Source organism: Isoptericola chiayiensis, from assembly GCF_013149805.1.
Classification (GTDB): domain Bacteria; phylum Actinomycetota; class Actinomycetes; order Actinomycetales; family Cellulomonadaceae; genus Isoptericola; species Isoptericola chiayiensis.
The window spans coordinates 143,220-166,527 of sequence record NZ_JABEZT010000005.1; the positions used below are offsets into that span (position 1 = coordinate 143,220).

Here is a 23,308-nt window from a genome sequence, read left to right on the forward strand (position 1 = left end):
CGGGATCAGAAGACGGGCTTGCCGCCGGTCACCCCCAGCACCGTGGCCGACACGTAGCTCGAGTCGGCGGGCGAGGCGAGGAACACGAACGCCGGGGCTACCTCCCCCGGCTGCCCGGCCCTCCCTAGCGGGGTGTCCTGCCCGAAGGAGGTGAGCTTCGCCTCCGGCTGCGTGGACGGCTGCAGGGGCGTCCAGATCGGCCCGGGGGCCACCGCGTTCACCCGGATGCCCCGCGGGCCCAGCTCGGCGGCGAGGTTCACGGTCAGGTTGTTGATCGCCGCCTTGGTCGAGGCGTAGTCCAGCAACGACGTGGACGGCTGGTACGCCTGGATCGAGGAGTTGTTGATGATGCTCGCGCCCTCGCGAAGGTGCTCGAGCGCCGCCTGCGTCACCCACATCAGCGCGTACAGGTTGGTCTTGAGCACCCGGTCGATCTCGTCGGTCGTGACGTCCTCGAACGACTCGCGCCGCGCCATCTGGAACCCGGCGTTGTTCACCAGCACGTCCAGGCCCCCGAGCTCACCGGCCGCCTGGCCCGGCAGCGCACGCGCCACCGACTCCTCGGTCAGGTCACCCGGCAGCAGCACCGCCGTGCGCCCGGCCTCACGCACCCAGCGGGCGGTCTCCTCGGCGTCCTCCTGCTCCTCGGGCAGGTAGCCGATCGCGACGTCGGCACCCTCGCGGGCGAACGCGATCGCGACCGCCCGCCCGATGCCCGAGTCGCCACCGGTGACCAGGGCGTTCTTGCCCTCCAGCTTCCCGCTGCCCCGGTAGGTCTGCTCGCCGTGGTCGGGCACGGGGTCCATCTGTCCGGTCCACCCCGGCGGGTCCTGCTGCTGCGGGGGGAAAGCGTCCTGCTCGGCCATGGTGTCCTCCAGGTCCGTCGACGACGCGGTCCGGTCGGGACCGCGGCCTGTCCACGCTAGGTCGGGTGGGCCGACCCGGCCACCGCAGCCCGGCGTCGAGCAGGCGTCCAGGAAGCGTCCAGCGCTCCCAGGAAACCGGCAGCACGGTCCCAGGACCTGCATGAATTCGAGGTGTCCACTAGGTGACGTACCCATCCACGGACCTCGTCCACGACCCGGGAGCACCATGTCACCCGCTCTGCTCTACGCGATCGACGCCCTCGCCGTCGCCGTCCTCACGTTCGCCCTCTACTTCCCCCGGCACCGCCGCCGCGACCTCGTCGTGGCCTACCTGGGGGTGAACGTCGGCGTCCTGGCCGTGGCGACCGTCCTCGCGCAGAGCAGCGTCGGCGCCGGCCTCGGACTCGGCCTGTTCGGCGTGCTGTCGATCATCCGGCTGCGCTCCAACGAGCTCACCCAGCACGAGGTCGCCTACTACTTCGCCGCCCTCGCGCTCGGCCTGCTCGGCGGTCTGGGCGCCTCGGTCGGCTGGCTCGCCGTCGCCGGCATGGGCCTGATCCTGCTGGTCATGGCCGTCGCCGACCACCCGCGGCTGTTCGCCCGGCACCGCAACGCCACGATCGTCGTCGACCGCGCCCACGCCGAGGAGGACGCGCTGGTCGCCCACCTCGAGGGTCTGCTCGGCGCCCGCGTGCACGGCGTCACCGTGCTCAAGCTCGACCTGGCCAACGACACCACCGTGGTGGACGTGCGCTACCGGGTGGGCTCACGCGGCACGACGGCGGCACACGGCACGGCGGCACCCGCTGCGGCCGCGCCGTCCCCGGCGCTGGAGACCGCACGATGAGCGCGCCGACCGTCGACCACCTCTCCCCCGTCACCCTCGACGAGCTCAACGCCGAGGCGGCGCTGCAGACCCGCGTCGACCGCAAGTACGTGCTCACCGCCGGCGAGACCGCGGGACTGCTCGCGGCCCTCGACCCCGCGACCCGCGTGCTGGAGATCGACGGGCGCCGGGCGTTCACCTACTCCTCGACCTACTTCGACACCCCCGACCTGGTGACGTTCCACCAGGCCGCCCGCCGCCGTCGCCGGCGGTACAAGGTCCGCACCCGCACCTACGTCGACACCGGCAGCACCTTCCTCGAGGTCAAGACCCGTGCCGCGCGCGGCGTCACCGTGAAGGAACGCTGCCCCGCGGACCTCCTGACCGACGACCTGGACCCCGAGTCCGTCGATTTCGTCGATGACCGGCTCGCCGCCGCCCGGCTGGCCGCCCCGCCGTCGTCCGCCCTCGACCCGGTGCTGCGCTCGCACTACCGCCGCACCACGCTGCTCGCCCCCGACGCCCGCGTCACCCTCGACACAGCGCTCACCTGGCAGCTCGCCGGGCCGCACGCCCGCCACGACGCGACCGCCGACGTCGGCGACCTCGTCGTCGTCGAGACCAAGGCCGGCACCGCGCCGTCGTCCGTGGACCGGCTCCTGTGGCGATCGGGCCACCGCCCCGACCGCATCTCCAAGTACGCGACCGGGCTCGCCGTCCTGCGACCCGAACTTCCCGACCACCCCTGGCGACGCCTGCGCCGCGAGCGCCTGACCGCCCGACCTGCCGCCTGACCCTCCACCTCACCGACCCGAAGGGACCGAACCCATGAACCCCAAGACACTGCCCCGCTGGACCCGCGCGACCTGGACCAAGGTGGTGGGCGGCGCTGCCGGAGCGGCGCTCGCCGTCGGTGCGCTCGGCGCGTGCGGCGTCGTCTCCTCCGACGCCGCCGACTCGACCTCGCAGAGCTCGACCAGCGAGACGACGTCGCAGGAATCCGCCGTCGTGACGTCCTCCTCGGCCGGGCTGACCGCCGCCGAGGTGCTCGCCGAGAACCTGGACGCCTCCGAGACCGTGGCCCTCGCCGAGGAGACCTGGGACACGGCCGACGAGATCGCGGTCGACCTGTCCTCACCGACGGCGGCCGACGGCGTCGAGGTCGACGGCGACACCGTGACCATCACCCAGCCGGGCACCTACCGGCTGTCCGGCGAGCTGGCCGGGCAGGTCGTGGTCGAGTCCGCCGACGACGGCGTGGTGCGCCTCGTGCTCGACGGCGCGGACATCACGTCCGGCACGGGGGCCGCGATCGACGTCCAGGACGCCGACCAGGTGTCCGTGGTGCTCGCCGACGGCTCGACCAACCGGCTCGAGGACGCCGCGGAATACGCAGAGACCGAGAGCGACAACGCGGCCAACGCCGCCCTGTACTCGACCGCCGACATGGCGATCTCCGGGTCCGGGTCCCTCGAGGTCGTGGGCAACAGCAACGACGGCATCACCGGCAAGGACGGCCTGGTCATCACCTCCGGCACCGTCACGGTGGACGCCGTCGACGACGCGATCCGCGGCAAGGACTACCTGGTGGTCTCCGGCGGGACGATCGACGTCACCGCGGGCGGCGACGGGCTCAAGTCCGACGACGACTCGGACGAGACCGCCGGCTACGTCGCACTGCTCGGTGGGGACGTGACGGTGGCGGCCGGCTCGGACGGAGTCCAGGGCTTCACCGACGTGGCCGTCGCCGGCGGCACGCTCACCGTCACCGAGTCCGAGGAAGGGATCGAGGCCGCGGTCATCGCGATCTCCGACGGCACCGTGGACATCACCTCCTCCGACGACGGCCTCAACGCGACCGTCAAGGAGGCCGAGGACGACTCGGAGTCCACGGAGTCCGAGACGGAGTCGGAGTCGACCGGGGAGATGGCCGGGCCGGGTGGCGGTGGCGGCGAGGCCGTGCAGGAAGGCGCCTCGCTGACCGTGACCGGCGGTGCGGTGACCATCGCCGCCGGCGGCGACGGGTTCGACTCGAACGGGGTCATCGAGGTCTCGGGCGGAACCGTCGCGATCGCGGCGACGTCGAACGGCGGCGAGGGAGCGGTCGACGCCAACGGCACCGTGACGAGCGCGAACGGATGGCTCACCGTAGACGGGTCGGCCGACGCCGGCTCGACGGTGACCGTGCTGGACGCCGACGGGCAGGAGGTCGCGTCGGTCGTGGCCGGGGAAGCGCTGTCGTCGCTGAACCTCAGCGCCGACGGAATCGTCGCCGGCGAGAGCTACACCGTCCAGGTCGACGGCACCGAGGTCGGGACGGCCACCGCCGAGGAGTCGATCGCCACCCAGATGGGCGGCCCCGGGGGCGGCGCCCCGGGCGACGGGCAGATGCCCGGTGGCGGACAGATGCCCGGTGGCGGACAGCCTCCGGCCGACGGCGAGCTGCCCGACGGGACCCCGCCGTCGGACGCCGGCGCCTGACCCCGCGAAGTCGGCAACGCCTCGCCGAGGTAGCGCACCTCCCGCCGAGGTAGGCAGGATCCCCGCGAGGTAGGCACCGAAACGGTGCCTACCTCGCGGGGATCGTGCCTACCTCGGCGGAGAAGCTGCCTACCTCGCGGGTGCGGGGCGGGTCAGGCGCACGGTTCCACCGCCGCCCACGAGCCCCACACGCTCGCGCCGGGCTCCTGCCCCCGCGTCCACCACTGCGCGACGTAGTTGACGCCGTCGGACGTCACCGTGTCGCCGTGGCGGTAGACCGTCGAGCCGTCCCACGCCTCGGCGCACTCGGCGACGGCGGGAGCCGCCTCCGCGGGACCGACCTCGACCCACGAGCCCCACACGCTCACGCCGGGCTCGAGGCCTCGGGTCCACCAGCGTGCCTCGTAGACCACGCCCTCGTGCTGCACGACGTCGCCGCGCAGGTACAGCCCCGACGGGTACCAGGGGTTCGGGCCGGCCTCGCCGGCCGAGACCTCGGGCAGCAGCTCGATGACGGTCGGCTCCGGGTTGGCGGTGAACCGCGCCCCGGTGTCCGACGGCGCCACCTCCGTCAGCTCGTAGAGCCCGTGCACCTCGATCGACCCGTCCGGGGCGATCTCCGGCGTCACGGCCGATGAGTCCGTCGAGACGAACCAGTCGGCACCCACGGTGGCCGGACGGCCGTCGGAGGCGTCCGCCGTCGTGCCGTCGAAGTAGTTCGACGGGTCCGTCAGCAGCGACGTGTCGTCCTGCTCCAGACCGAGCACGTCGGAGGACGGGTTCTGCCAGGAGATGACGCCGCTCGCCTCGTAGGCGGTGGTGCTCGCGTTGGTCTCCAGGCGCACGCCCCGGTCGTTGCCCACCGAGGTGACGCCGTCGAGCCGGACGTCCGGACCGGAGTTCGACGTCGCGCCGGTGCCGAGGTTGCCGTAGCTGAGCGCGTTGCGCAGCAGGTGGTCGCCCGGCATGGACTCGCCGCCGAGCTTGAACCCGTTGCCCTCACCGGTGGTCGAGGGGTCGGCCTCGAGGAACCCGTTGGCGTAGGCCACGGAGTCCTCGACGATCACGGTGCCGATCGGGCCGGTCGTGGACTTCGCGTACAGGTCCCAGCCGTCGTCGATGTTGTGGTGGGCGATGTTGTACCGCAGCACGTTGCCCTCGCCGACGGTGAGCTTGACGCCGAACCCGTCGGCGTCGTTCCCGCCCGTGTCGGCGTTGTTGTGCGACACCGAGGACAGGATTGTGTTGTGCGACGGCCACATCGACGGCGGCTCGGCGGAGAGCCCCGAGATCTGGATGCCGGTGTCCTTGTTGTGGTGCGACTCGACCCGCTCGACCACGTTGTGGTTGCCCTGGACCAGCATCGGCTTGGCCTTGTCGGCCGACCCGGTGATCTCCAGGTCGTACACGTGCCACCAGTCGCCGCGGAGCACGAGGCCGCCGTCGGGCGACCCGCTCAGGTCCAGCACGGCACGGTCGCCGGGCTCGGACATCAGGGTGATCGGTGCGTCCTCCGTGCCGTCGCGGCCCCGCTCGGCCACCACGTTGTGCTCGATCGCGTACGTGCCGCCGGCCAGGACGATCTGCTGACCGGCCTGCGCGAACCCGACCGCCGTGTGGATGTCCAGCGGGTCGGCCTGCGTGCCCGCGCCGTCGGCGGTGCCGTCGGGCGCGACCCAGATCGACTCGCCCGGTTCGCCGTACGAGTCCACCGTGACGGTCACCGGGACGTCGACCGGGTCGAACGACTCCAGCTCCTCGTACTCGCCGAGCTGCGGCTGGTCGCCCTCGGGCGTGGCCCGCGCGGTGAACTCGTTGACGCCGGGCTCCAGGTCCACGGTGCCGAGCGCCTGCTCGCCCGGGGTGAGCTCCAGCCCGTCGACGACGACGTCACCGCCCGCGTCGAGGATCTGCCCGGTGCCGTGGAAGTCGGCCACGAGCGGGATGTCGAGCTGCTGCTCCGGCGTCGTCGAGGTGACGTCCACCGACAGGTTCGTGGGCACGTACTCGGTCGGCGGGTCCTGGGCGGGCTCGTCGTCGTCCGGGTGGATCGTGGTGAAGTCCCACTCGGTGACGGTCACGGCGATCTTGCGGGCGGTGGCCATGCCGACGTAGTACGCCTCGGCGTTCTGCTGCAGCAGCATCTCCGGGTCGTACTGGATGACCTCGATGTCCTCACCGCCCTCGCCGGCGCCATGCCAGATGGCGTGGAAGCCGGTGTTGGACTTGCGCAGCGTGAACTCGTAGACGTCGCCGGTCTCGAACTTCGGCCCCGTCGTGACCTCGTCGCGGTACGACGGGTCGAACTCCTCGGAGTCGCTGGTGTCCCGCGCCCCGGCGGTGTTGTCGTCGGTGGCGCCGGTGTAGCCGTGCACGAACCGGGCGCCCGGGGTGCCGTTGACGACGTCGTCGGTGCCCTCGTTGTACCGGGTGACGACGGCGCCCGCGGAGTTGAAGTAGCGGTGCGGGGAGGACTCGGCGACCAGGTCGTCGATGGCGATGACGCCGAACCCGGACTGGTTGTCCTTGGTGGCGGCGTCGGTCACCTCGAAGGTGGCCGTCAGCGTGAAGTTCTCCTCCGCCGGGTCGATCTCGGTGAAGTAGTACTGGAACCCGTCCTCGGAGGAGGCGAACTTCGTCGAGCTCTCGCGCGCGTCGAACGTGATGGTGCCGTCGCCGTTGTCGACGACCTCTCCGCCGGACCCCGCGTTCGAGCCGACGTCGGCGATCTGCCAGCGCTCCACGGAGGTGGCGACCTCGACGTCGAAGGCCCCGCCGGTCGCGGAGTCCGACCCGCGGTGCGCGACCACGCGCACCTGGTAGGTCTCGCCCGGGGTCAGCCCGGTCACGTCGGCGGAGGTGCCGGTGACGCCGTCGAGGGCCGTCGTGAAGGTGCCGCCCTGGCCGGTCTCGACGGAGTACGTCTCGGCCTCGGCGGTGGCGGTCCACTCCAGGGACACGGTGGCCTGTCCGCCGTCGACGGCGGAGGTCAGCGCGCCGGTGACCTCCGGCCCGGTCAGGGGCAGGGAGAACCCGTCGAGGGCCGCACGCGCGGAGACCTTCGCGTCGGTCTCGCCGTACCGGGTGATCTGCACCTCGACCTCGTAGTCGCCGGACGCGGGGGGCGTGAGCGCCAAGGTTCCGGAGACGCCCTCGGCGGCACCGAGCGCCTTGTCGGCCACGGCGCCGGCGTCGTCGTACAGGACGGCGGTGACCACGTCGCCGCCGTCCGGCCCGAGCAGGCCGCTGTAGGCGACCTCGACCTGGGCCGGGTCGTCGGCGCTCAGGGCGACCGAGTCGACGGTCGGCTCCGGGACGTCGGCCCACGCGCCGCGGCCGCTGTCGTCGACGGCACCGATCTGGGCGTAGAAGACGTTGACGCCGGAGCTCGGGGAGGCGAGCCAGTAGTCGCCGGCGGCCGCGATGTCGAACGACGCGGTCGCCACGGGGGTGCCCTCGTCGTCGGCGAGCGCGTCGACACGGTCGACCTCGCCGCTCGCGTCGAACAGGGCGAGCGCACGGTCGCTGCTGCCGCTGCTGGAGCGGGCGTTGACGACGACCTCGGTGGGCACCTGCTCGGCGTCCACGCTGAAGTGGAGCGAGCGGCGGTCCTCGTCGCCGGACCCGTTGAGCTTGATGCGCTGGGTGAAGACGTCGCCGCGGTCGGAGACGCGGTCGGTGCCGTCGACCGAGACGTCCTTCTCCGCGTCGGCGCGGATCGTGAAGTCGGTACCGGTGTCGACCACGGTGGTGTAGTCGCCGGGTGCGAGGTCGTTCGCGTTCAGGGCCGTCTCCGGGCCGACCGCCGTGGCGGCGGGGGCACCGGCGACCGCCAGCGCCGTGACCGCGGCAGCGGCCAACGACGCGCGGATGCGCTTGCCTGTCGGTGTCATGGATCTCCTCGTCGAGATACGTGCCGTCGTCATCGAACGACACGAGAAACCGGTTTCTCATAACGGTAACCGCTCTCCCACGTCCGGGTCAAGACCACCGAACTGCCGATGTCGGCAAAACGGACCGAGGTCGGCAGTCCGCACTGCCGATTCGGCGACGTTCTACCGACATCGGCAGAACGGACCGCGAGGTGGCGGGCGGGCGACGGCGGAGCACCGGGCGCCGTCGACGTGACGAGCGGAACGCCCCGGCACGACGGCGGCCGCACCACCGCCGTCGTACGCTCGAGGACGTGGAACCCGCCGCCCGCCCGCTCGCCCCGACCTACCAGGAACGGCGCTGGGAGCTCCCCCCGGACGCGGTCGTCCACCACGGCACCGTCGACGACGCCGCCCGCGTCCTCGCCGGGCGCACGTTCACCGTGCTGACCGGTGCCGGCATCTCCACGGACTCCGGCATCCCCGACTACCGCAGCCCCGACTCCCCGCCCCGCAACCCGATGACATACCAGCAGTTCGTCGGCGACGCGGGGTTCCGGCGCCACTACTGGGCCCGCAACCACGTGGGCTGGCAGCACGTGGACCGCACCCACCCGAACGCCGGCCACCGCACCCTCGCCGAGCTCGAGCAGCGCGGGATCGTGCGCGGCGTCATCACCCAGAACGTCGACCTGCTGCACGAGGACGCCGGCTCCCGCGTCGTCATCGACCTGCACGGCCGCTACGACCGCGTCATCTGCCTGCAGTGCGGCCGCGTCATCTCCCGCACCCACCTGGCCGAGCGGCTCGACGCCCTCAACCCCGGCTTCGTCGAGTCCGTGCTCGACGGCGGCACCACCGTCGCCGACATCGAGGTCGCTCCGGACGCCGACGCCGTCATCGCCAAGACGTCCCACTTCAACCCGGCCGACTGCGAGTTCTGCGGGGGCGTCCTCAAGCCGGAGATCGTCTACTTCGGCGAGAACGTCCCGCGCGAGCGGGTCGACCGGGCGTTCGCGCTCGTCGAGTCGGCCGACGCGCTGCTCGTCGCCGGCACGTCCCTGACCGTGATGAGCGGGCTGCGGTTCGTGCGCCGCGCCGCCAAGAACGGTCAGCCGATCGTCATCGTCAACCGCGGCGAGACACGCGGCGACCCGCTCGCCACGGTCAAGGTCGACGCCGGCGCCACCGAGACGCTCGTGGGGCTCGCCACCCGGCTCTGAACCTGCCACCGTCCTAGGCTGGGTCCATGGAGGACGTGATCGTCGTCGGGTCGGGGCCGAACGGCCTCGCCGCCGCGGTCACGCTCGCACGCGTCGGCCTGTCGGTGACGGTGCTGGAGGCGCAGCCCACGCCCGGCGGCGGGTCCCGCACCCTCGACCTCGGCCTCGCGGACGGCCTGCGGCATGACGTCTGCTCCGCGGTCCACCCGATGGCGTGGGCCTCACCGTTCTTCCGTGCGTTCGACCTGCCCGCGCACGGCGTCGAGCTGCTCACCCCCGAGGCCTCCTACGCCCAGCCGCTGCCCGACGGTCGCGCAGGGGTCGCCTACCGCGACGTCGACCTCACGGCCGAACGCCTCGGCGTCGACGGCGGCGCCTGGCGTTCGCTGCTCGGCCCGCTGGCCGCACGGTGGGAGTCCGTCGTCGCGCTCGCCCTCGGCGACAAGCGGTCGCTGCCCGACGTCGGTGGGCTGGTCGGGGCGGCACGGTTCGGCGTGGCGATGCTCGAGCAGGGCACGGGCGCGTGGGGTGCCCGGTTCCGCACCGAGGAGGCGGCCGCGCTGCTGACCGGCGTCGCGTCCCACTCGATCGCCCCGATGCCGTCGCTCGGCTCGGCCGGGACGGCGCTGCTGCTCGGCGCCCTCGGCCACGCGGCGCCGTCGGGCGAGGGCGGGTTCGACGGCGGCTGGCCGGTCCCGCGCGGCGGCTCCGGCGCGATCGCCGCAGCACTGGTGGCGGACCTCGAGGCGCACGGCGGTACGGTCGTCACCGATCACCCGGTGCGCGCCTACTCCGACATCCCCTCCGCGCACGCCTACCTCTTCGACACCCCCGTGGGCACGCTCCTCGACGTGCTCGGCGACGCGCTCTTCCCCACCTGCCACCGGGCTCTGTCCCGGTTCCCCGGCGGCAACGCGGCCGCCAAGGTGGACCTGGTGCTCGACGGCCCGATCCCCTGGGCCGCGCCCGAGATCGCGCGAGCCGGCACGGTGCACGTCGGAGGGACGCGCGCCGAGATGGCCCGCGCGGAGTCCGAGGTGGCCGCCGGCCGGCACGCCGCGGCACCGATGTGCCTGGTCAGCGACCCGACCGTCGTCGACCCGTCCCGCGCCTCCGGCGGGCTGCGACCCGTGTGGGCCTACGCGCACGTGCCCGCCGGCTCGACGCGGGACGTCACCGACGTCGTCCTCGACCAGCTCGACCGCTTCGCCCCCGGGGTGCGGGACGTCGTCGTCGCCTCCCGGTGCACCCCGGCCTCGGAGCTCGTGGGGCACAACCTCAACCTGGTCGACGGGGACATCGCAGGCGGGCGGACGAGCCTGTGGCGGATGATCGCCCGACCCACCGCGGCGGCGAACCCGTACCGGCAGGCCGGGAACGTCTACCTCTGCTCGGCGTCCACGCCGCCCGGCCCGGGCGTGCACGGCATGGCCGGCTGGCACGCGGCCCGCCGTGCCGCCCGGGACGTGTTCGGGACCCGGGTCCCGGCCCTCTGACCCGCGCCGACCGCGCCAGTGCGCCCGAGCGCCCGAGCGCCGGACCGCCAGCGCGCCGATGGCTAGGATTTGTTGCAGTTCGGCGCGGATACTGCAACACATCGTAGCCATCGGCGGCCCAGGTCAGCGGTCGGCGGCCGTCAGACCGGCGGGCGGAGGCCGGGGCTCTCAGGGGCCCAGGTAGGTGACGTCCCCGTTCGAGCTGTGGATCTCCACCGTTCGCGGCGCCGCGGGGTCGGTCGGCCCCTCGACGGTCCGCTCCCCGTTCGACGTCTCGATGGTCAGCGCCACCGGCTCGCCGTCGCCGGTCACGGTGACGTCGCCGTTGGAGGTCTCGGCGAGCACGTCGCCGGCCACGCCGGACACCTCGACCCACCCGTTCGCGGTCCGCACCTCGGCGTCGCCGCCGACGTCCCGCAGCTCCACGTCGCCGTTGTCCGTCCCGACCACGGCGTCCCCGGCGGCGTCGGTCACCCGGACGCCGCCGTTCGACGTGCGGACGTCCAACGACCCGCCGATCCGACCGACCTCGACGTCCCCGTTGCGGGTGTGCGCGCGCAGGTCACCGTCGAGGTCGGCAGCGAGCACGGAACCGTTCGAGGAGTCGAGGTCCACGTCTCCGGCGAGCCCTTCGGCCCGCACCTCGCCGTTCGAGGTCCGCACCGTCACGGCGATGTCCGGCGGGACGACGGCGTGCAGCTCGCCGGCGCACGTCCACGACCACCACACCCAGGTCGGGCAGGTGTTCTCGAGGACCAGGGTGTCGCCGACCGTGTCGACGGAGTACCGCGGCTCGGTCAGCCCGCCCCGGGACACCACCTCGACGGACACGTCGGTGACGTCGTCGTCGGACCGGACGGTCACGTCACCGTCGGCGACCAGCTCCACCTCGGCTGCGGCGGAGTGCGTCTCGGAGGTGGTGCGGGTGTCGGTGAGCGCCCAGTCGACCAGGTGCAGGGCACCCCAGGCGACCATCAGCGCGGCGACGACGACGCCGATGCCGAGCAGCGCACGGCCGAGACCGCTGCGCCGGGGGTCCGGTGCCGGCGGGTCACCGGCCGACGACGGCGGTCCCCCGGGCGGCGGGCCCTGCTGCGGCGCGGTGGTGCCGTGGGATGCGGCGCCCGGGGCGGTGTCCCCCTGCGTGGTGGTGCCCGGCGAGGTGTCGTGGCTCATCGTGCTTCTCCGTTCCGGTCCAGCCAGCGCAGCACCGCCAGGACACGACGGTGCGTGTCGGCGTCGACGGGCAGCCCCAGCTTGGTGAGGATGTTGGTGACGTGCTTCTCCACGGCGGCGGGCCCGACGACGAGCCGGTCCGCGATCGCGGCGTTGGACAGCCCTTCGGCCATGAGGGCGAGCACCTCGCGCTCCCGGGGGGTGAGGTCGTCGAGCTCGTGGCGGGTGCGGGCGAGCACCTGGGAGACGACCTCGGGGTCGAGGACGGTGCCGCCGCCGGCGACCCGGGCGACGGCGTCGAGGAACTCCTCGACGTCGGCGACGCGGTCCTTGAGCACGTAGCCGACGGCTCGGCTCCCGTGGGCGAACAGCTCGGCGGCGTAGCGCTGCTCCACGTACTGCGAGAGCACCAGCACGGGCAGGTCGGGGTAGAGGCTGCGCAGGTGCACGGCGGCCCGCAGGCCCTCGTCGGTGTGCGACGGCGGCATCCGCACGTCGGTGACGAGGAGGTCCGGCAGGCTGGCGTCGGGCGCCGTGAGGGCGGCGACCATGTCCTCGGCCGTGCGGTGCCCGACGACGTCGTGCCCCTCGGTCTGCAGCAGCCGGGTCAGTCCGTCCAGCAGCAGGACGGAGTCCTCGGCGATCACGATGCGCACGGCAGCTCCACTCGCAGGCGGGTGCCCGCTCCGGGCGGGCTGGTCAGGTCGAAGGTGCCGTCCAGGGCTGCGACGCGGCCGCGCAGCCCGGCCAGCCCGGAACCGGGCCGGGCCTCGGCACCGCCGGCTCCGTCGTCGGACACCTCGACGAGCAGGCGGGCCGGCCCCTCGGGGTCGGGGACGACGGCGGCACGCACGTGGGCGCGGGTGGCTCGCGCGTGCCGGGCGACGTTGGTGAGCGCCTCGGCGACGACGAAGTAGGCGGCGGCCTGCACCCCGGAGCCCGCCCGGCCCAGGTCGGGTCCGGCGTCGACCCGGACGGGGACGGGGCTGCGGGCCGCGAGCGCCGAGAGGGCGTCGTCGAGCCCGCGGTCGGCGAGCACGGCGGGGTGGATGCCGCGGACGAGGTCGCGCAGCTCGGCGAGGGTCTCCTTGACCTCGGTGTGGGCGTGCTCGACGGCGGTGACGGCGGCGGCCGGGTCGGTCTCGGCGGCGCGGCGGGCCGTGCCGAGCGCGACGCCGAGGGCGACGAGGCGCTGCTGGGCGCCGTCGTGCAGGTCGCGTTCGATGCGGCGGCGTTCGGCGTCGGCGGCCTCGAGGGCGGCGGCGCGGGTCTCGGTGAGCTCGACGGCGCGCTGCCGGGCGCTGGTCGCGGCGGTCTCGGCGGCGCGGGCCTCGGCCTCGGCGGCGTGCTGGGCGGCGCGGGCCGCCGAGGCCGGGGAGACGCCCAGCATCGCCTGGGCGAGGGATGCCGTGACGAGGGTGCCGACCTGGGCCAGGACGGCGGCGAGCCAGGCGAGCACGACCGCCACCGGGACGGCGAGCAGCCAGGAGAGGTCCGCGGGCTGGGTGACCACCGAGTGCACGCCGAGGATCACGGCGGCGACGGCGCTGCCGGCCGCGACCACGGCGAGCGAGAGGAACGTGGTGACGACGACCAGCCCGGCGACGGCGTACGCGGTGGCGAGCCAGCCGCGCCGGTCGGTGAGCTCCGCCGTCGTCCGGCCCCACCAGCCGGGCCGGGCGGGCCGGCGGCGGCCCGGGTCCTGGATCGCGATGCCGGTCTGCGCGGCCAGGCGGGCACGCTCCGCGGCGGCGAACCAGCGGGCGAGCCACAGGGTGGCCGGCAGCACGAGGAGGCCGAGCCCGAGGGCGGGCACGAGGGACGCCGCCACGAGGACCAGGTCGAAGACGACCAGGCCGACGGTGACGAGCCACAGGTAGCCCAGGGCGAGCTGGGCGAGTCCGCGCCAGGTGGCGCCGGCCCACGGTGCACGCAGGAGTCCTGGGAGGCTCGTGACGGCCGGCGCGGTCTCGCGCGGCACGGAGCGGGTGCTGGTCATGACCTCGACACTAGGCAGCGGCCGGTCCGCGCGGAATGCGGCGGACCCACGTCCTCACGGTAGGGCTGTCCCGACCGTCAGCGGCGGGCGGCGAAGAACTCCTGGAGCACGGCGGCGCACTCGTCGGCCCGCACCCCGGCGATCACCTCGACCTCGTGCAGTGCGCGCTGGTCACGGACCATGTCCCACACGGAGCCCGTCGCCCCCGCCTTGGGGTCCCAGGCGCCGAGGACCAGGCGTCCGACCCGGGCCGCCACGAGCGCCCCCGCGCACATCACGCAGGGTTCGAGCGTGACCACGAGCGTGCAGCCCGTCAGCCGCCACTCCCCCCAGCTCGCGGCCGCCTGGCGCAGCGCGAGAACCTCGGCGTGCGCCGTCGGGTCGCCGGTCTCCTCGCGCCGGTTGTGCCCCAGCCCGAGCAGGCGGCCGTCCGGGGAGACGACGGCGGCACCGACGGGGACGTCGTCGCTCGCCAGGGCGTGGGTCGCCTCGTGCAGGGCGAGTCCCATGAGGTGGCCCCACACGGCCCGGCGCTCGCTGAGCGTCGCCGGGGGGAACGCGCCGTCGGCCCAGGGCAGCGCCAGCCCTCTGTCGCCCACGTCGACCCCCTCTCGCCCGTCCGTGGCCAGCGTATAGAAGGCGAGCGGAGCCCGCGGACGCGGACACTGATGTCCGATTCATCTGATATCCCGTTCTCCTTCACTTTTCGGCGACATAGTGGTGAGATGGCTTCTGTTCCCGTTGCCCGTGTCACGCACTTCGTCGTGCCTGACCCTCTGCTGGAAGGGATATCCCCCACCGTGAGAAGGATCCTGGCGAGCATCGCCACCTCGACGCTCGCACTCGGCGGCCTCCTCGTCGCCACCGCGGCGCCCGCCACCGCGCACACGCCGGAGGCCGAGGCCACCTGCGACTCCCTGACCGTCGACCTCCAGGCCTACCAGGGCGCGACCGTGACCGTGCGCGTCGACGGCCAGGTCGTCGACCGGGACACGTTCCACAGCTCGTACGACGAGTCGTTCGACCTCGACCCCTCGCGCGAGCAGACCTGGGACGTCGAGGTCGACGCGCACGACGGGGACCACCACGACTGGGACCGGACCGGCGACTCCGATGCGTGCGAGAGCAGCGCGCCGGAGATCGGGACCGCGTTCTACGTCTACCCCAAGATCGACCCGGAGCGGCCCGCCGCCTGGGAGAACTCCGGCTTCCAGACGCTCATCGCGACGCGTGACGGCGGCGAGTTCTGGGAGACCCTGCCCGAGGAGTACCCGGGCGAGCTGTTCGACGAGACCACGCTGCCGGCCGACGTCTGCGAGGGGTCCTGGGGCGTCCAGCAGGACATCGTGGGCATCCACGACGGCTTCGACTGGGCCGACTACCAGCACATCGAGTTCGAGAACGGCGGCCCCTACTTCCGGGACCTGCGCGCCTACCGCCACGACGACCTCAGCAACTACCTCGCGGAGTGCTCCGAGGAGCCGGCGCGGCAGGTGACGCCCGACGAGCCGGCGTTCGTCGAGAGCTGCGAGGCCGACAACGCCGTGACGCTGCCCCCGGACTCGGAGGACGTCCGCTACCACGCGACGTGGAACGAGGCGCGCACCGAGGTGACGGTCACGGCCGAGCTGACCGAGGGTGTCGAGCCCGCCCCGGACGCCGTCACCACCTGGTCCCACACGTTCACCCGCGAGGCCTGCGAGCCCGAGCCCGAGCAGGAGCCGCAGCCCGAGCCGACCGTCGTCACGCCGGAGGCCCCGCAGGTGACCGACCTGTGCGGCGTCGAGAACGACGACCTGTCCGTCCCCGAGGACACCGAGGAGGTCACCTACACCTCCACCGACGGGGGCATCCTCGCCCACGCCGCCGAGTCGACGACGTTCGGCGACCTGCCCGCGGGCTACACCGCCGTCGACGAGACCACCGCGCTGTTCGCCGTGGACGAGTCCACGTTCACCGACGAGCCGTGCGCGCTGGTGCCCGGTGACATCACCGCCGTCTGCGAGTCCGAGGTCCCGTACCTCGCCTACGAGGTCAGCCTGCCCCAGGGCGTCGAGGCCGACGGCGACACCCCGCTGACGGTCACGTTCCTCAACCCGGACGGCGACGACTACACCGTCACCGACCAGCCGCTGGCCGGCAGCCTGCTGTGGCCGGGCGCCTCCGCGCAGGAACCCCTGCAGTGGCCCGGCTGGGAGCGACTCGACGACGGCAGCTACGTCGAGACGGACGGCAACTACGCCTGGACCCGCGACGGCGTGCAGGTGCGCTTCGAGGTCAACCCCGACTACTCGACCGTGGTGGACTACCCGCCGGCCTCCAGCGAGTGCGCCAACCCCGAGCTCCCCGACGCCGGCACGGGCGGGGTCGACCCGATCGTCGACGCCGAGCCGGTCGCCGACGCGGGCGCCGAGGAGCTCCCGCAGACGGGTGCCACCGTCGGCATCGTGGCGGCCGTCGCCGCGCTGCTGGTGGCCGCGGGTGTGACGTTGTTCGTGGTGCGGCGCCGCCTGCGTCAGGAGTGACCAGCACCTGACCAGCGCCACGTCGCACGGGGCCCGACCGGCATCGACCGGTCGGGCCCCGTCGTCGTGCAGCCCCGGCCCACCCCGGCCGGTACGGTGATGCCATGCGCCTGCACGTCGCCGACCACCCGCTGGTGGCCCACAAGCTCTCCGTCCTGCGCGACGAGTCCACGCCGTCGCCCATCTTCCGGCTGCTGGTCGACGAGCTGGTCACCCTGCTCGCCTACGAGGCCACCCGGCACGTGCGCACCGAGCCCAAGGAGGTGACCACCCCGGTCACCACCACCACGGGGGTGGCCATCAGCAAGCCGAGCCCCATCGTGATCCCGATCCTGCGCGCAGGCCTCGGCATGCTCGACGGCATGACCCGTCTGCTGCCGACCGCGGAGGTCGGGTTCCTCGGGCTGCAGCGTGACGAGAAGACCTTCGAGGCCGTCACCTACGCCAACCGGCTCCCCGACGACCTGACCGGGCGCCAGGTGTTCCTGCTCGACCCGATGCTCGCCACCGGCGGCACGCTGGTGGCGGCCATCGACTACGCGCTGGAGCGTGGGGCCGAGGACGTGACCGCGGTGTGCCTGCTCGCGGCACCCGAGGGCGTGCAGGTGGTCCAGGAGGCCGTCGGCGACCGGGCGGACGTGCAGATCGTCGTCGCCGCCGTGGACGAACGGCTCAACGACAAGAAGTACATCGTGCCCGGGCTGGGCGACGCGGGCGACCGCCTCTACGGCGTCGTCTGACCGGCCCGGCTCACCGGTTCACCGGTACTCGCCCGCTCAGCGGTACTCGCAGGTCCCGACCTTCTCCCACTGCTGCCACTGGCCCATCCAGACGCCGCGCCACCTCCCGGACGTGTACCAGGGGGCGTCGTCATCGTCGCTCCACTTCTGCGACCGCAGTCGGTGCCACGACGCGTAGCCCGGTGCCGACTCGTCCCAGCCCAGGTAGCGGTACGCCGTGCCGTTCCACGAGCGCACGTCACCCTCGCCGTAGGTGGTGCCCCAGGCGATCCGTTCGGCGCACCAGCCGGCCTCGGCACCCGTGAACGTCTCGACGGTGAGCTCCCGCGACCGATCCCCGGCCGTGACCGTCCAGGTGCCGCCGCGGCGACCGTCGACGCGCGCCGGGTCCGTGGCGCGGGTCTCGCCGGCCGGGACCGTGAAGGCCGCGTCGAGACCGTTCGGTCCGACCACCCGGAAGTCGACCGGCACGTTCGACCCGGAGTTGTCGAGCTCGACCGCGACCTCACGCCAGGAGGTCACCCAGTCGCCGTTCTCGTCCACACGGATCTCCCCCGTGTCGAGCGCGGAGACCGGGTCGCGGACGACGCACCGCACGCCCTCGTAGGAGACGGTCTGCTCGACGGTCTGCGGGGTCCCCTCGATGCTCCGCACCAGCCGGACCGTCGCCGAACCGTCCGGAGCCTTCATGGAGCCTGCGCCGACCACGAACCGCGCCGACGCGTCGCCGCCCAGCGCGCGGGACCCGGCGACGCTCCCGCCGTGCAGGAGGGTCGCCTCCCAGGAACGGCCCCCCTCGTTGCGCACGTCGACCACGACCTCGGCGGTCCCGGCATCGCACCGGGCGTCCGCCGTCACGGTCGCCGCCTGCGGCCAGGTCAGCGGTGTGGCGCACGACTCGAACCGGACGTCGAGGGTGGCCAGCTCGCGCCCGTCGGCCGACACGGTGCCGCTGCGCGTCCCCCACGGGACGTCGAACCGCACCGTGGTCGACTCCCCGCCGGCGAGCCGGAGCTCGCGGACCTGGTCCCCGACCACGACCTCGTAGCGGGACGGCAGCGTGGACGCGCTGTTGTCCAGCAGCACGGAGTACTTCTGGGTGGACGTCTCCGTACCGGCGTCGTAGGTGCACTCCCCGACGCGCTCGGCCGCGCCGGCTGCCGGGGCGATGGTCGCGGCCGGGTAGGAGGCCGTCGGCGCGGTGACGGGGACGATGCCGTTCGCGGGCTGGTCGCCGTCCCGGTCGCTCACCCAGCGGTACAGGTCGAACCGGACGTCGCCCGACGCGACCGACGCCTTGTCGGTGAGGATGCTGAGCGTGGCGGTCTGCCCCACGTCGAGGCGGACACGGTCCGCCTGGCCTCCGGCACCGGACATGCCCGCCTGCATGGGCTCGTCGGAGACGTTGGTGACGGTACCGTCCACCCGCACGCGCGAGCCGTCGTTGACGACCTGCGCCGAGGTGCGCACGCCCCAGGCGGGGTCGTAGCACTCGGCGGCACCGTGCGCGCCGCCGGTGACGGTCCGCGAGTAGGTCGAGCCGGCGACCGTGGTCGACAGCGTCCACGTGGCCTCGCCCGACGGCACGCGCAGGCCGTCGTGGACGACGAGTCGCGTGGACTCCCCGGGGGCGAGCGACCGGGAGCCCACCGGGTCGGCCCCGGCCGCCGTCAGGGCGACGACGACGGTGCGCTCGGTGCGGTTGGTGTAGGTCCCGGCGACCACGGCGTCGGCGTCGTCGAAGCCGCCGACGACGGCGCAGGACGCCTCGATGCCGCCGACGCCGGAGAATGCGCCCTGCCACCCCCGCGGGACGTCGACGGAGGTCGCCGTGCGCACCGTGGCGCCGTCGCCGCCGAGGACCGGACGCACGCCGACGTCGTAGGCACCCGCCTCGGTCGTCCCGTCCGCGACCACGGAGAGCGCACCGCTCACCTGGGCTCCGGGAGCGAGGTCACCGCCCTGGCACGTCCAGGTCCGGCGCTCGTCCGCGCGCGCGCAGTCCAGGTCCCCGCTCACGGACCGCGGCTCGAGCCCGGCCGGGACCGACACCTCGACCTGCCACCCGGCGCCCGCCGTCCGGTCGCCGGTGTTCGCGACCGTGAACGGCACGCTCGCCTGCCCGGGGTTGCCCGCCTTCACCGTGTCCTCGCTGCGAGCCCGCAGCTCGGCACCGAAGTAGGCGACCTGCATGGGGTCGAGCTCGATCCGACGGGGCTCGAGCCCGTCGGCCCACACCTGCGCGCTCACGGAGTAGGTGCCGCCGTCGCGCACGCTCACCGGGACGCTCAGGGTGCGCGACGCGCCCGGCTCCAGGGTGCCGACGGAGCACTGGACCTGTTGCGGCTGCGAGGTCGCCGTGCACGGCAGCGAGCTCACGTCCAACGGCTGCGGCAGGTTCGCGGCGCCGACGGCGGCGGACCCCTCCACCAGCCCCATCCCGGCAGGGAGCGCCAACGTCACAGTGGTCTGCTCGGCGACCGAACCCCCGGTGTTCGTGACCGCGAAGCTCAGGCGCTCCGTCGTGCGGGGCGCGAGCACGTCGTCGGCGACCGTCACCGCGACCGCCGCCGGGTCCGGCAGCACGATCTCGTCGATGTCGGGGTCGACGAGGGGCGGCACGTTGGCCGGGTCGGTCGGGTCCTCGCTCGGCTCGGGCGTCGGCTCGGCAGGCGTCGCGTCGACCTGCTGCTCCTCGTCCTCCGTCGGCCAGGGGGACGCGATGGCCACGGGCGGCGGGTCCTCGGGGAGCGTGCTGTCGCCGGCGTCGAGCGATCCCAGCACGGAGACCACGCCGACCGTGGCGACGGCCACGGCGCCCGTGGACGCGGCGACCGTCGCTCCCGTGACCCCGGCGGCACCGGTCGCGACGGCGGCGGTGGTCGCGGTGGTGGCCGCGGTGGCCGTCGTGGCCGTGGCCGCCGTCGTCGCGGTGGCGGCCGTCGTCGCGGTGGCGGCCGTCGTCGCGGCTCCCGCACCGGCCCCGGCGGCACCCGCGCCGGCGGTCGTCGCCGCCGTGCCGGCCCCGGCAGCGCCGGCACCCGCACCCGCGGTCGCACCGGCACCCGCCGTCGCACCAGCCCCTGCGGTCGCACCGGCACCCGCGGTGGCCCCGGAACCGGCCGCAGCGCCGGCCGTGGACGCACCGGCGGTGGACGCCCCGACGCCCGTGCCCGCGCCGGCAGCGGCGCCGGTACCGGTACCGGTACCGGCCGCGGTCCCCACGCCCGCGGCGCCTCCGGCGGCACCCCCGGCACCTGCGGCGGCCCCCGCGGCCGCGCCGCCGGAGAGCACCCCGACGGGAAGCGACCCGAGCAGCGCGAGCCCGGCGATGCCGACCACGAGGGGCGCGACGACGGCACGCATGCCGTGCGCGACGTCGCCGAGCTCGAGCACCAGGGTGCGGCAGTCGCCGCACTGCTCGAGGTGGCGGTCGACCTTGGCGACCTCCCGCCGCGAGAGGCTGCCGCGCACGTACCCGCCCAGCAGCGGGTTGACCGTGCGGCACGAGTCGGCGGGCTCGGTGGTCAGGTGCTCCTGGAGGTAGCCGACCCGCAGCCCCTCACGGGCACGGTAGGCCAGTGCGGAGACGCCGTTCGGCGTCAGGCCCAGGATCGGCGCCACCTCCGCGGGTGGCATCCCCTCGACCTCGGTGTACCAGAGCACGGCCTGCCACCGCTCGGGCAGCGCGTCGTAGGCGCGGGCGACGACGCTGTTCTCGAACCCGGCGAGCGCCGGGTCCTCCGGCGACGCCGAGGGGCCGAGCGCGCTCTCGAACGTGCCGTCGTCGTCGGTGGGACGGGTGCGCCTGGCGCCCTTGGCCAGGTCCGCGGCCAACCGGCGCACGACGGTGAACAGGTAGGCACGGAAGTGGGTGTCGGGGCCGTTGCCCTGCTGCAGGGTGCCGAGCACGCGCTGGAAGGCGTCCGAGACGATGTCGTCGGCGTCCGAGTCGGAGCGGACGTACTGCCGCGCCAGGCTGCGGGCGGCCGCGGCGTGCCGCTCGTACAGCGCGCCGTAGGCCTCGAGGCTGCCTCCACGCACCTCAAGGATCAGCTCGCCGTCGCTGGGAGCTGTTCCGCCGGATCCGATGAAGACGTCGGTCACGAAAGGCCCCGATTCGCACTGTCCACGGGTCCCACGCCGGCCGGGCACGGGACCCCGCCACTCTACTGCGCACCCCGGTCGACAGCCGCCCGCCGGGGGGTGAAAATCGGCGGAAGGGGTTTCACCCGCTACGGAACACGCTTCCTGCGTCATGATGGACATCTATGGGGGTCCCATCAGCATGATTCTGCCCACAGACGGCGCGCACGGCGCCGTCACGCGCGAGCGCTGGCGCAGCGCCAGCCTCTCCGAGGCATGGTTGCGCCCCGGTGACTGGTACCACCCGGCCGTCGACGCCGTCGTCGAGGCCCTGGTGGAAGGACGGTCGCCGGAGGCTCCCGCGCACCGCCTCGGGTGCGCGCGCAGCAGCGCCGGCATCAGCCTGGACGAGACGCTCGAGGACGTCGTCTGCCTCTACCGGGCCGTCGGGCACCCGGTGGACGCCGCGGTCATCCGCAGCATCGCCCTGGGCTGGGTCCACGGACGCGAGCGCCAACCCGCGCTCAACGGGGTCCGCGATCCCGCCACGGGCCTTCCCACGGCCGACTACCTCGGCGAGCGGCTGCGCGAGACCTACGGCCGCGCGGCCCGGGCTGGCACGCCCGTCCCGGAGAGCCACTGCCTGGTGGTCATCGACGTCGCCGTCGACGAGCTCGACGCGTGGCAGCGCATGGCCCGCTCCGCCTCCGTGGGCCGCACGCTCGACCAGGTGTTCGGCGACGGGCACCCGATGGCGGCGCTGGCCGACGGCGTCTTCACCGTGCTGTGCGAGCGGACGCCCGAGCTGGCACGCCTGTCGCAGACGGTGCGACGCATCGTGGAGCGCAACGCGCAGGTCCTCGGGGTCGCGGACACGATGCGGCGGCCGGTCCGGGTCTGGCTGGAACAGCTCCCGGTCACGCACGACGCCGCGCTGGACCTGTTGCAGCACCTGCAGCGCTAGAAACCGCGCTATTCCCCCGAGACACAGCACGAGGGCGGTGCCGGTCCCCTCGGACCGGCACCGCCCTCGTGCTGTATCTCGACGCGCGGGCTCAGCCCTCGCTGAACGTGAGGCAGTCGGCGTGCGCGTCGTCCTGGGGGCCGGCACCGACACGGATCGCCGTCGCGGTGCACTCCAGGTCCTGGTTGTGCACGCAGTCCATGCGCTGGCAGGCCCCGACGTGGGCGACGACCTTGTCGAGCCCGCCCTTGGTGCCCAGCGGGATGAAGGTGGCGCACTCGGCGTCACCGGGGACGCCGCCGATCGTGACGGCCCCGGCGTGGCAGTCGTGGTCGTGGTTGTATCCGCAGCCCGTCACCGAGCACTCGGTGACCTCGGGCATCTCCAGCACTGACGTCATGGTTCGCTCCTCGTGATCGGCATCTCGATATACCGATGATAGGACGCGAATGGCATTCTTGCCCAGGAAGGATGTGCTGACTTATTCCTCTTAGGAAAGCCTTACCGCATCATTCTTCCAATACGAAAGGGAGTCATTTCGTTATTGTGGGGAACGTGGCCGAGCCGGGTGACGGGGTCAACGACGGGGCGGGCTCGGGCGCCACAGCACCATCGCCCCACCGCGTTCGCGCCGCGTCTCGACCTCGAGCCGCAGCTCGGAGCGCCGGACCCGGCGGCCCAGCGGCATCGCCACGACGTCCCCGCCGGACCCCGCGGCGAACACGCGACCGTCGGCCTCCTCGCGCTCCGCGACGAGGTGCGCGAGCCGCGCCAACCGGTCCTCGAGCACGGCGACGTGCTGCTCCAGGTCCAGGATGCGCTTGATCCCCGCCAGGTTGATGCCCTCGTCCTGCGCGAGGCGCTGCACTTCGAGCAGCCGCGCGACGTCGTGCCGCGAGTAGCGCCGACCGCGGCCGCGGGTACGACGGGGCGTGACCAGCCCCAGCCGGTCGTACTGGCGCAACGTCTGCGGGTGCATGCCGGCGAGCTGCGCGGCCTGCGAGACCGTCAGCACGGGTGCGTCGTCGGTGACCATCTCGACCTCCTCGCCCCG

General features: G+C 73.6%; 17 protein-coding genes. 8 read left to right on the forward strand and 9 right to left on the reverse strand.

What is annotated here, in order from left to right; all coding sequences use genetic code 11:
• Positions 1 to 5: 5 nt before the first annotated feature.
• Positions 6 to 866 carry an SDR family oxidoreductase gene (locus HDG68_RS11180; protein ID WP_172152094.1) on the reverse strand — a complete coding sequence of 287 codons (861 nt, stop codon included), beginning with the start codon at positions 864 to 866 and terminating at the stop codon, positions 6 to 8.
• A 226-nt stretch (positions 867 to 1,092) separates the two neighbouring features.
• Between HDG68_RS11180 and HDG68_RS11185 the strand changes: the two genes are divergently transcribed.
• From HDG68_RS11185 to HDG68_RS11195, 3 genes are read left to right on the forward strand one after another with little or no spacing between them, the layout of a single operon-like run.
• Complete coding sequence (locus HDG68_RS11185; protein WP_172152096.1) at positions 1,093 to 1,713, forward strand: DUF4956 domain-containing protein; 621 nt, start codon at positions 1,093 to 1,095, stop codon at positions 1,711 to 1,713.
• Positions 1,710 to 2,486 (forward strand): polyphosphate polymerase domain-containing protein, encoded by a 777-nt coding sequence (locus tag HDG68_RS11190; protein WP_172152098.1) that lies wholly within the window; start codon positions 1,710 to 1,712, stop codon positions 2,484 to 2,486. The genes HDG68_RS11185 and HDG68_RS11190 overlap by 4 nt, the downstream gene beginning before the upstream one ends.
• A 34-nt stretch (positions 2,487 to 2,520) precedes the next feature.
• A complete protein-coding gene (locus HDG68_RS11195; RefSeq protein WP_172152100.1) occupies positions 2,521 to 4,173 on the forward strand; it encodes a carbohydrate-binding domain-containing protein in 1,653 nt (550 codons plus the stop codon).
• 152 nt (positions 4,174 to 4,325) lie between these two features.
• Here the strand turns inward: HDG68_RS11195 and HDG68_RS11200 are convergent, their stop codons facing one another.
• Complete coding sequence (locus HDG68_RS11200) at positions 4,326 to 8,066, reverse strand: carbohydrate-binding protein (RefSeq protein WP_172152102.1); 3,741 nt, start codon at positions 8,064 to 8,066, stop codon at positions 4,326 to 4,328.
• 293 nt (positions 8,067 to 8,359) lie between these two features.
• On the opposite strand from HDG68_RS11200, the gene HDG68_RS11205 reads away from it, so the two are divergent.
• Positions 8,360 to 9,268 carry a Sir2 family NAD-dependent protein deacetylase gene (locus tag HDG68_RS11205; protein WP_172152104.1) on the forward strand — a complete coding sequence of 303 codons (909 nt, stop codon included), beginning with the start codon at positions 8,360 to 8,362 and terminating at the stop codon, positions 9,266 to 9,268.
• Between the two features lie 26 nt (positions 9,269 to 9,294).
• Positions 9,295 to 10,764, forward strand: a complete 1,470-nt coding sequence (locus HDG68_RS11210) for a phytoene desaturase family protein (RefSeq protein ID WP_172152106.1) — start codon at positions 9,295 to 9,297, stop codon at positions 10,762 to 10,764.
• Between the two features lie 168 nt (positions 10,765 to 10,932).
• Here the strand turns inward: HDG68_RS11210 and HDG68_RS11215 are convergent, their stop codons facing one another.
• The 4 genes from HDG68_RS11215 to HDG68_RS11230 form a co-directional block, all read right to left on the reverse strand.
• Entirely contained in the window at positions 10,933 to 11,940 is a 1,008-nt protein-coding gene (locus tag HDG68_RS11215) for a DUF4097 family beta strand repeat-containing protein (RefSeq protein WP_172152108.1), read from the reverse strand.
• Positions 11,937 to 12,596 (reverse strand): LuxR C-terminal-related transcriptional regulator, encoded by a 660-nt coding sequence (locus tag HDG68_RS11220; RefSeq protein ID WP_172152110.1) that lies wholly within the window; start codon positions 12,594 to 12,596, stop codon positions 11,937 to 11,939. The genes HDG68_RS11215 and HDG68_RS11220 overlap by 4 nt, the downstream gene beginning before the upstream one ends.
• Positions 12,584 to 13,939 (reverse strand): sensor histidine kinase, encoded by a 1,356-nt coding sequence (locus tag HDG68_RS11225; RefSeq protein ID WP_172152112.1) that lies wholly within the window; start codon positions 13,937 to 13,939, stop codon positions 12,584 to 12,586. The genes HDG68_RS11220 and HDG68_RS11225 overlap by 13 nt, the downstream gene beginning before the upstream one ends.
• 77 nt (positions 13,940 to 14,016) lie before the next feature.
• The gene (locus HDG68_RS11230) at positions 14,017 to 14,448 is read right to left on the reverse strand and encodes a nucleoside deaminase (protein ID WP_172152232.1); all 432 of its coding nucleotides are present in this window, start codon (positions 14,446 to 14,448) and stop codon (positions 14,017 to 14,019) included.
• Between the two features lie 291 nt (positions 14,449 to 14,739).
• Between HDG68_RS11230 and HDG68_RS11235 the strand changes: the two genes are divergently transcribed.
• Positions 14,740 to 16,464: an LPXTG cell wall anchor domain-containing protein gene (locus HDG68_RS11235; RefSeq protein ID WP_172152114.1), complete on the forward strand. Its 1,725-nt coding sequence runs from the start codon at positions 14,740 to 14,742 to the stop codon at positions 16,462 to 16,464.
• Between the two features lie 104 nt (positions 16,465 to 16,568).
• Positions 16,569 to 17,204 carry a uracil phosphoribosyltransferase gene (upp, locus tag HDG68_RS11240; protein ID WP_172152116.1) on the forward strand — a complete coding sequence of 212 codons (636 nt, stop codon included), beginning with the start codon at positions 16,569 to 16,571 and terminating at the stop codon, positions 17,202 to 17,204.
• A 36-nt stretch (positions 17,205 to 17,240) separates the two neighbouring features.
• On the opposite strand, the gene HDG68_RS11245 is transcribed toward upp, so the two are convergent.
• Positions 17,241 to 21,311 (reverse strand): sigma-70 family RNA polymerase sigma factor, encoded by a 4,071-nt coding sequence (locus HDG68_RS11245; protein ID WP_172152118.1) that lies wholly within the window; start codon positions 21,309 to 21,311, stop codon positions 17,241 to 17,243.
• A 181-nt stretch (positions 21,312 to 21,492) separates the two neighbouring features.
• Here HDG68_RS11245 and HDG68_RS11250 point away from each other — a divergent pair, with 181 nt between their 5' ends.
• Positions 21,493 to 22,254, forward strand: coding sequence for a nucleotidyl cyclase domain-containing protein (locus tag HDG68_RS11250; RefSeq protein ID WP_172152120.1), 762 nt, complete (start codon positions 21,493 to 21,495; stop codon positions 22,252 to 22,254).
• A 91-nt stretch (positions 22,255 to 22,345) separates the two neighbouring features.
• Here HDG68_RS11250 and HDG68_RS11255 read toward each other — a convergent pair whose 3' ends face one another.
• Together HDG68_RS11255 and HDG68_RS11260 are read right to left on the reverse strand one after the other, a co-directional pair.
• A complete protein-coding gene (locus HDG68_RS11255; RefSeq protein WP_172152122.1) occupies positions 22,346 to 22,654 on the reverse strand; it encodes a DUF1540 domain-containing protein in 309 nt (102 codons plus the stop codon).
• A 177-nt stretch (positions 22,655 to 22,831) separates the two neighbouring features.
• On the reverse strand, positions 22,832 to 23,290 hold the full coding sequence (locus HDG68_RS11260; RefSeq protein WP_172152124.1) for a heat shock protein transcriptional repressor HspR: 459 nt from the start codon (positions 23,288 to 23,290) through the stop codon (positions 22,832 to 22,834).
• Positions 23,291 to 23,308: the final 18 nt, after the last annotated feature.

Excerpts from the sequence above, each read along its gene's own strand:
- HDG68_RS11180 (WP_172152094.1), bottom strand. The coding sequence starts at position 866 with ATGGCCGAGCAGGACGCTTTCCCCCCGCAGCAGCAGGACCCGCCGGGG.
- HDG68_RS11185 (WP_172152096.1), top strand. The coding sequence starts at position 1,093 with ATGTCACCCGCTCTGCTCTACGCGATCGACGCCCTCGCCGTCGCCGTC.
- HDG68_RS11190 (WP_172152098.1), top strand. The coding sequence starts at position 1,710 with ATGAGCGCGCCGACCGTCGACCACCTCTCCCCCGTCACCCTCGACGAG.
- HDG68_RS11195 (WP_172152100.1), top strand. The coding sequence starts at position 2,521 with ATGAACCCCAAGACACTGCCCCGCTGGACCCGCGCGACCTGGACCAAG.
- HDG68_RS11200 (WP_172152102.1), bottom strand. The coding sequence starts at position 8,066 with ATGACACCGACAGGCAAGCGCATCCGCGCGTCGTTGGCCGCTGCCGCG.
- HDG68_RS11210 (WP_172152106.1), top strand. The coding sequence starts at position 9,295 with ATGGAGGACGTGATCGTCGTCGGGTCGGGGCCGAACGGCCTCGCCGCC.
- HDG68_RS11215 (WP_172152108.1), bottom strand. The coding sequence starts at position 11,940 with ATGAGCCACGACACCTCGCCGGGCACCACCACGCAGGGGGACACCGCC.
- HDG68_RS11225 (WP_172152112.1), bottom strand. The coding sequence starts at position 13,939 with ATGACCAGCACCCGCTCCGTGCCGCGCGAGACCGCGCCGGCCGTCACG.
- HDG68_RS11230 (WP_172152232.1), bottom strand. The coding sequence starts at position 14,448 with ATGGGACTCGCCCTGCACGAGGCGACCCACGCCCTGGCGAGCGACGAC.
- upp (WP_172152116.1), top strand. The coding sequence starts at position 16,569 with ATGCGCCTGCACGTCGCCGACCACCCGCTGGTGGCCCACAAGCTCTCC.
- HDG68_RS11250 (WP_172152120.1), top strand. The coding sequence starts at position 21,493 with ATGATTCTGCCCACAGACGGCGCGCACGGCGCCGTCACGCGCGAGCGC.
- HDG68_RS11255 (WP_172152122.1), bottom strand. The coding sequence starts at position 22,654 with ATGACGTCAGTGCTGGAGATGCCCGAGGTCACCGAGTGCTCGGTGACG.
- HDG68_RS11260 (WP_172152124.1), bottom strand. The coding sequence starts at position 23,290 with ATGGTCACCGACGACGCACCCGTGCTGACGGTCTCGCAGGCCGCGCAG.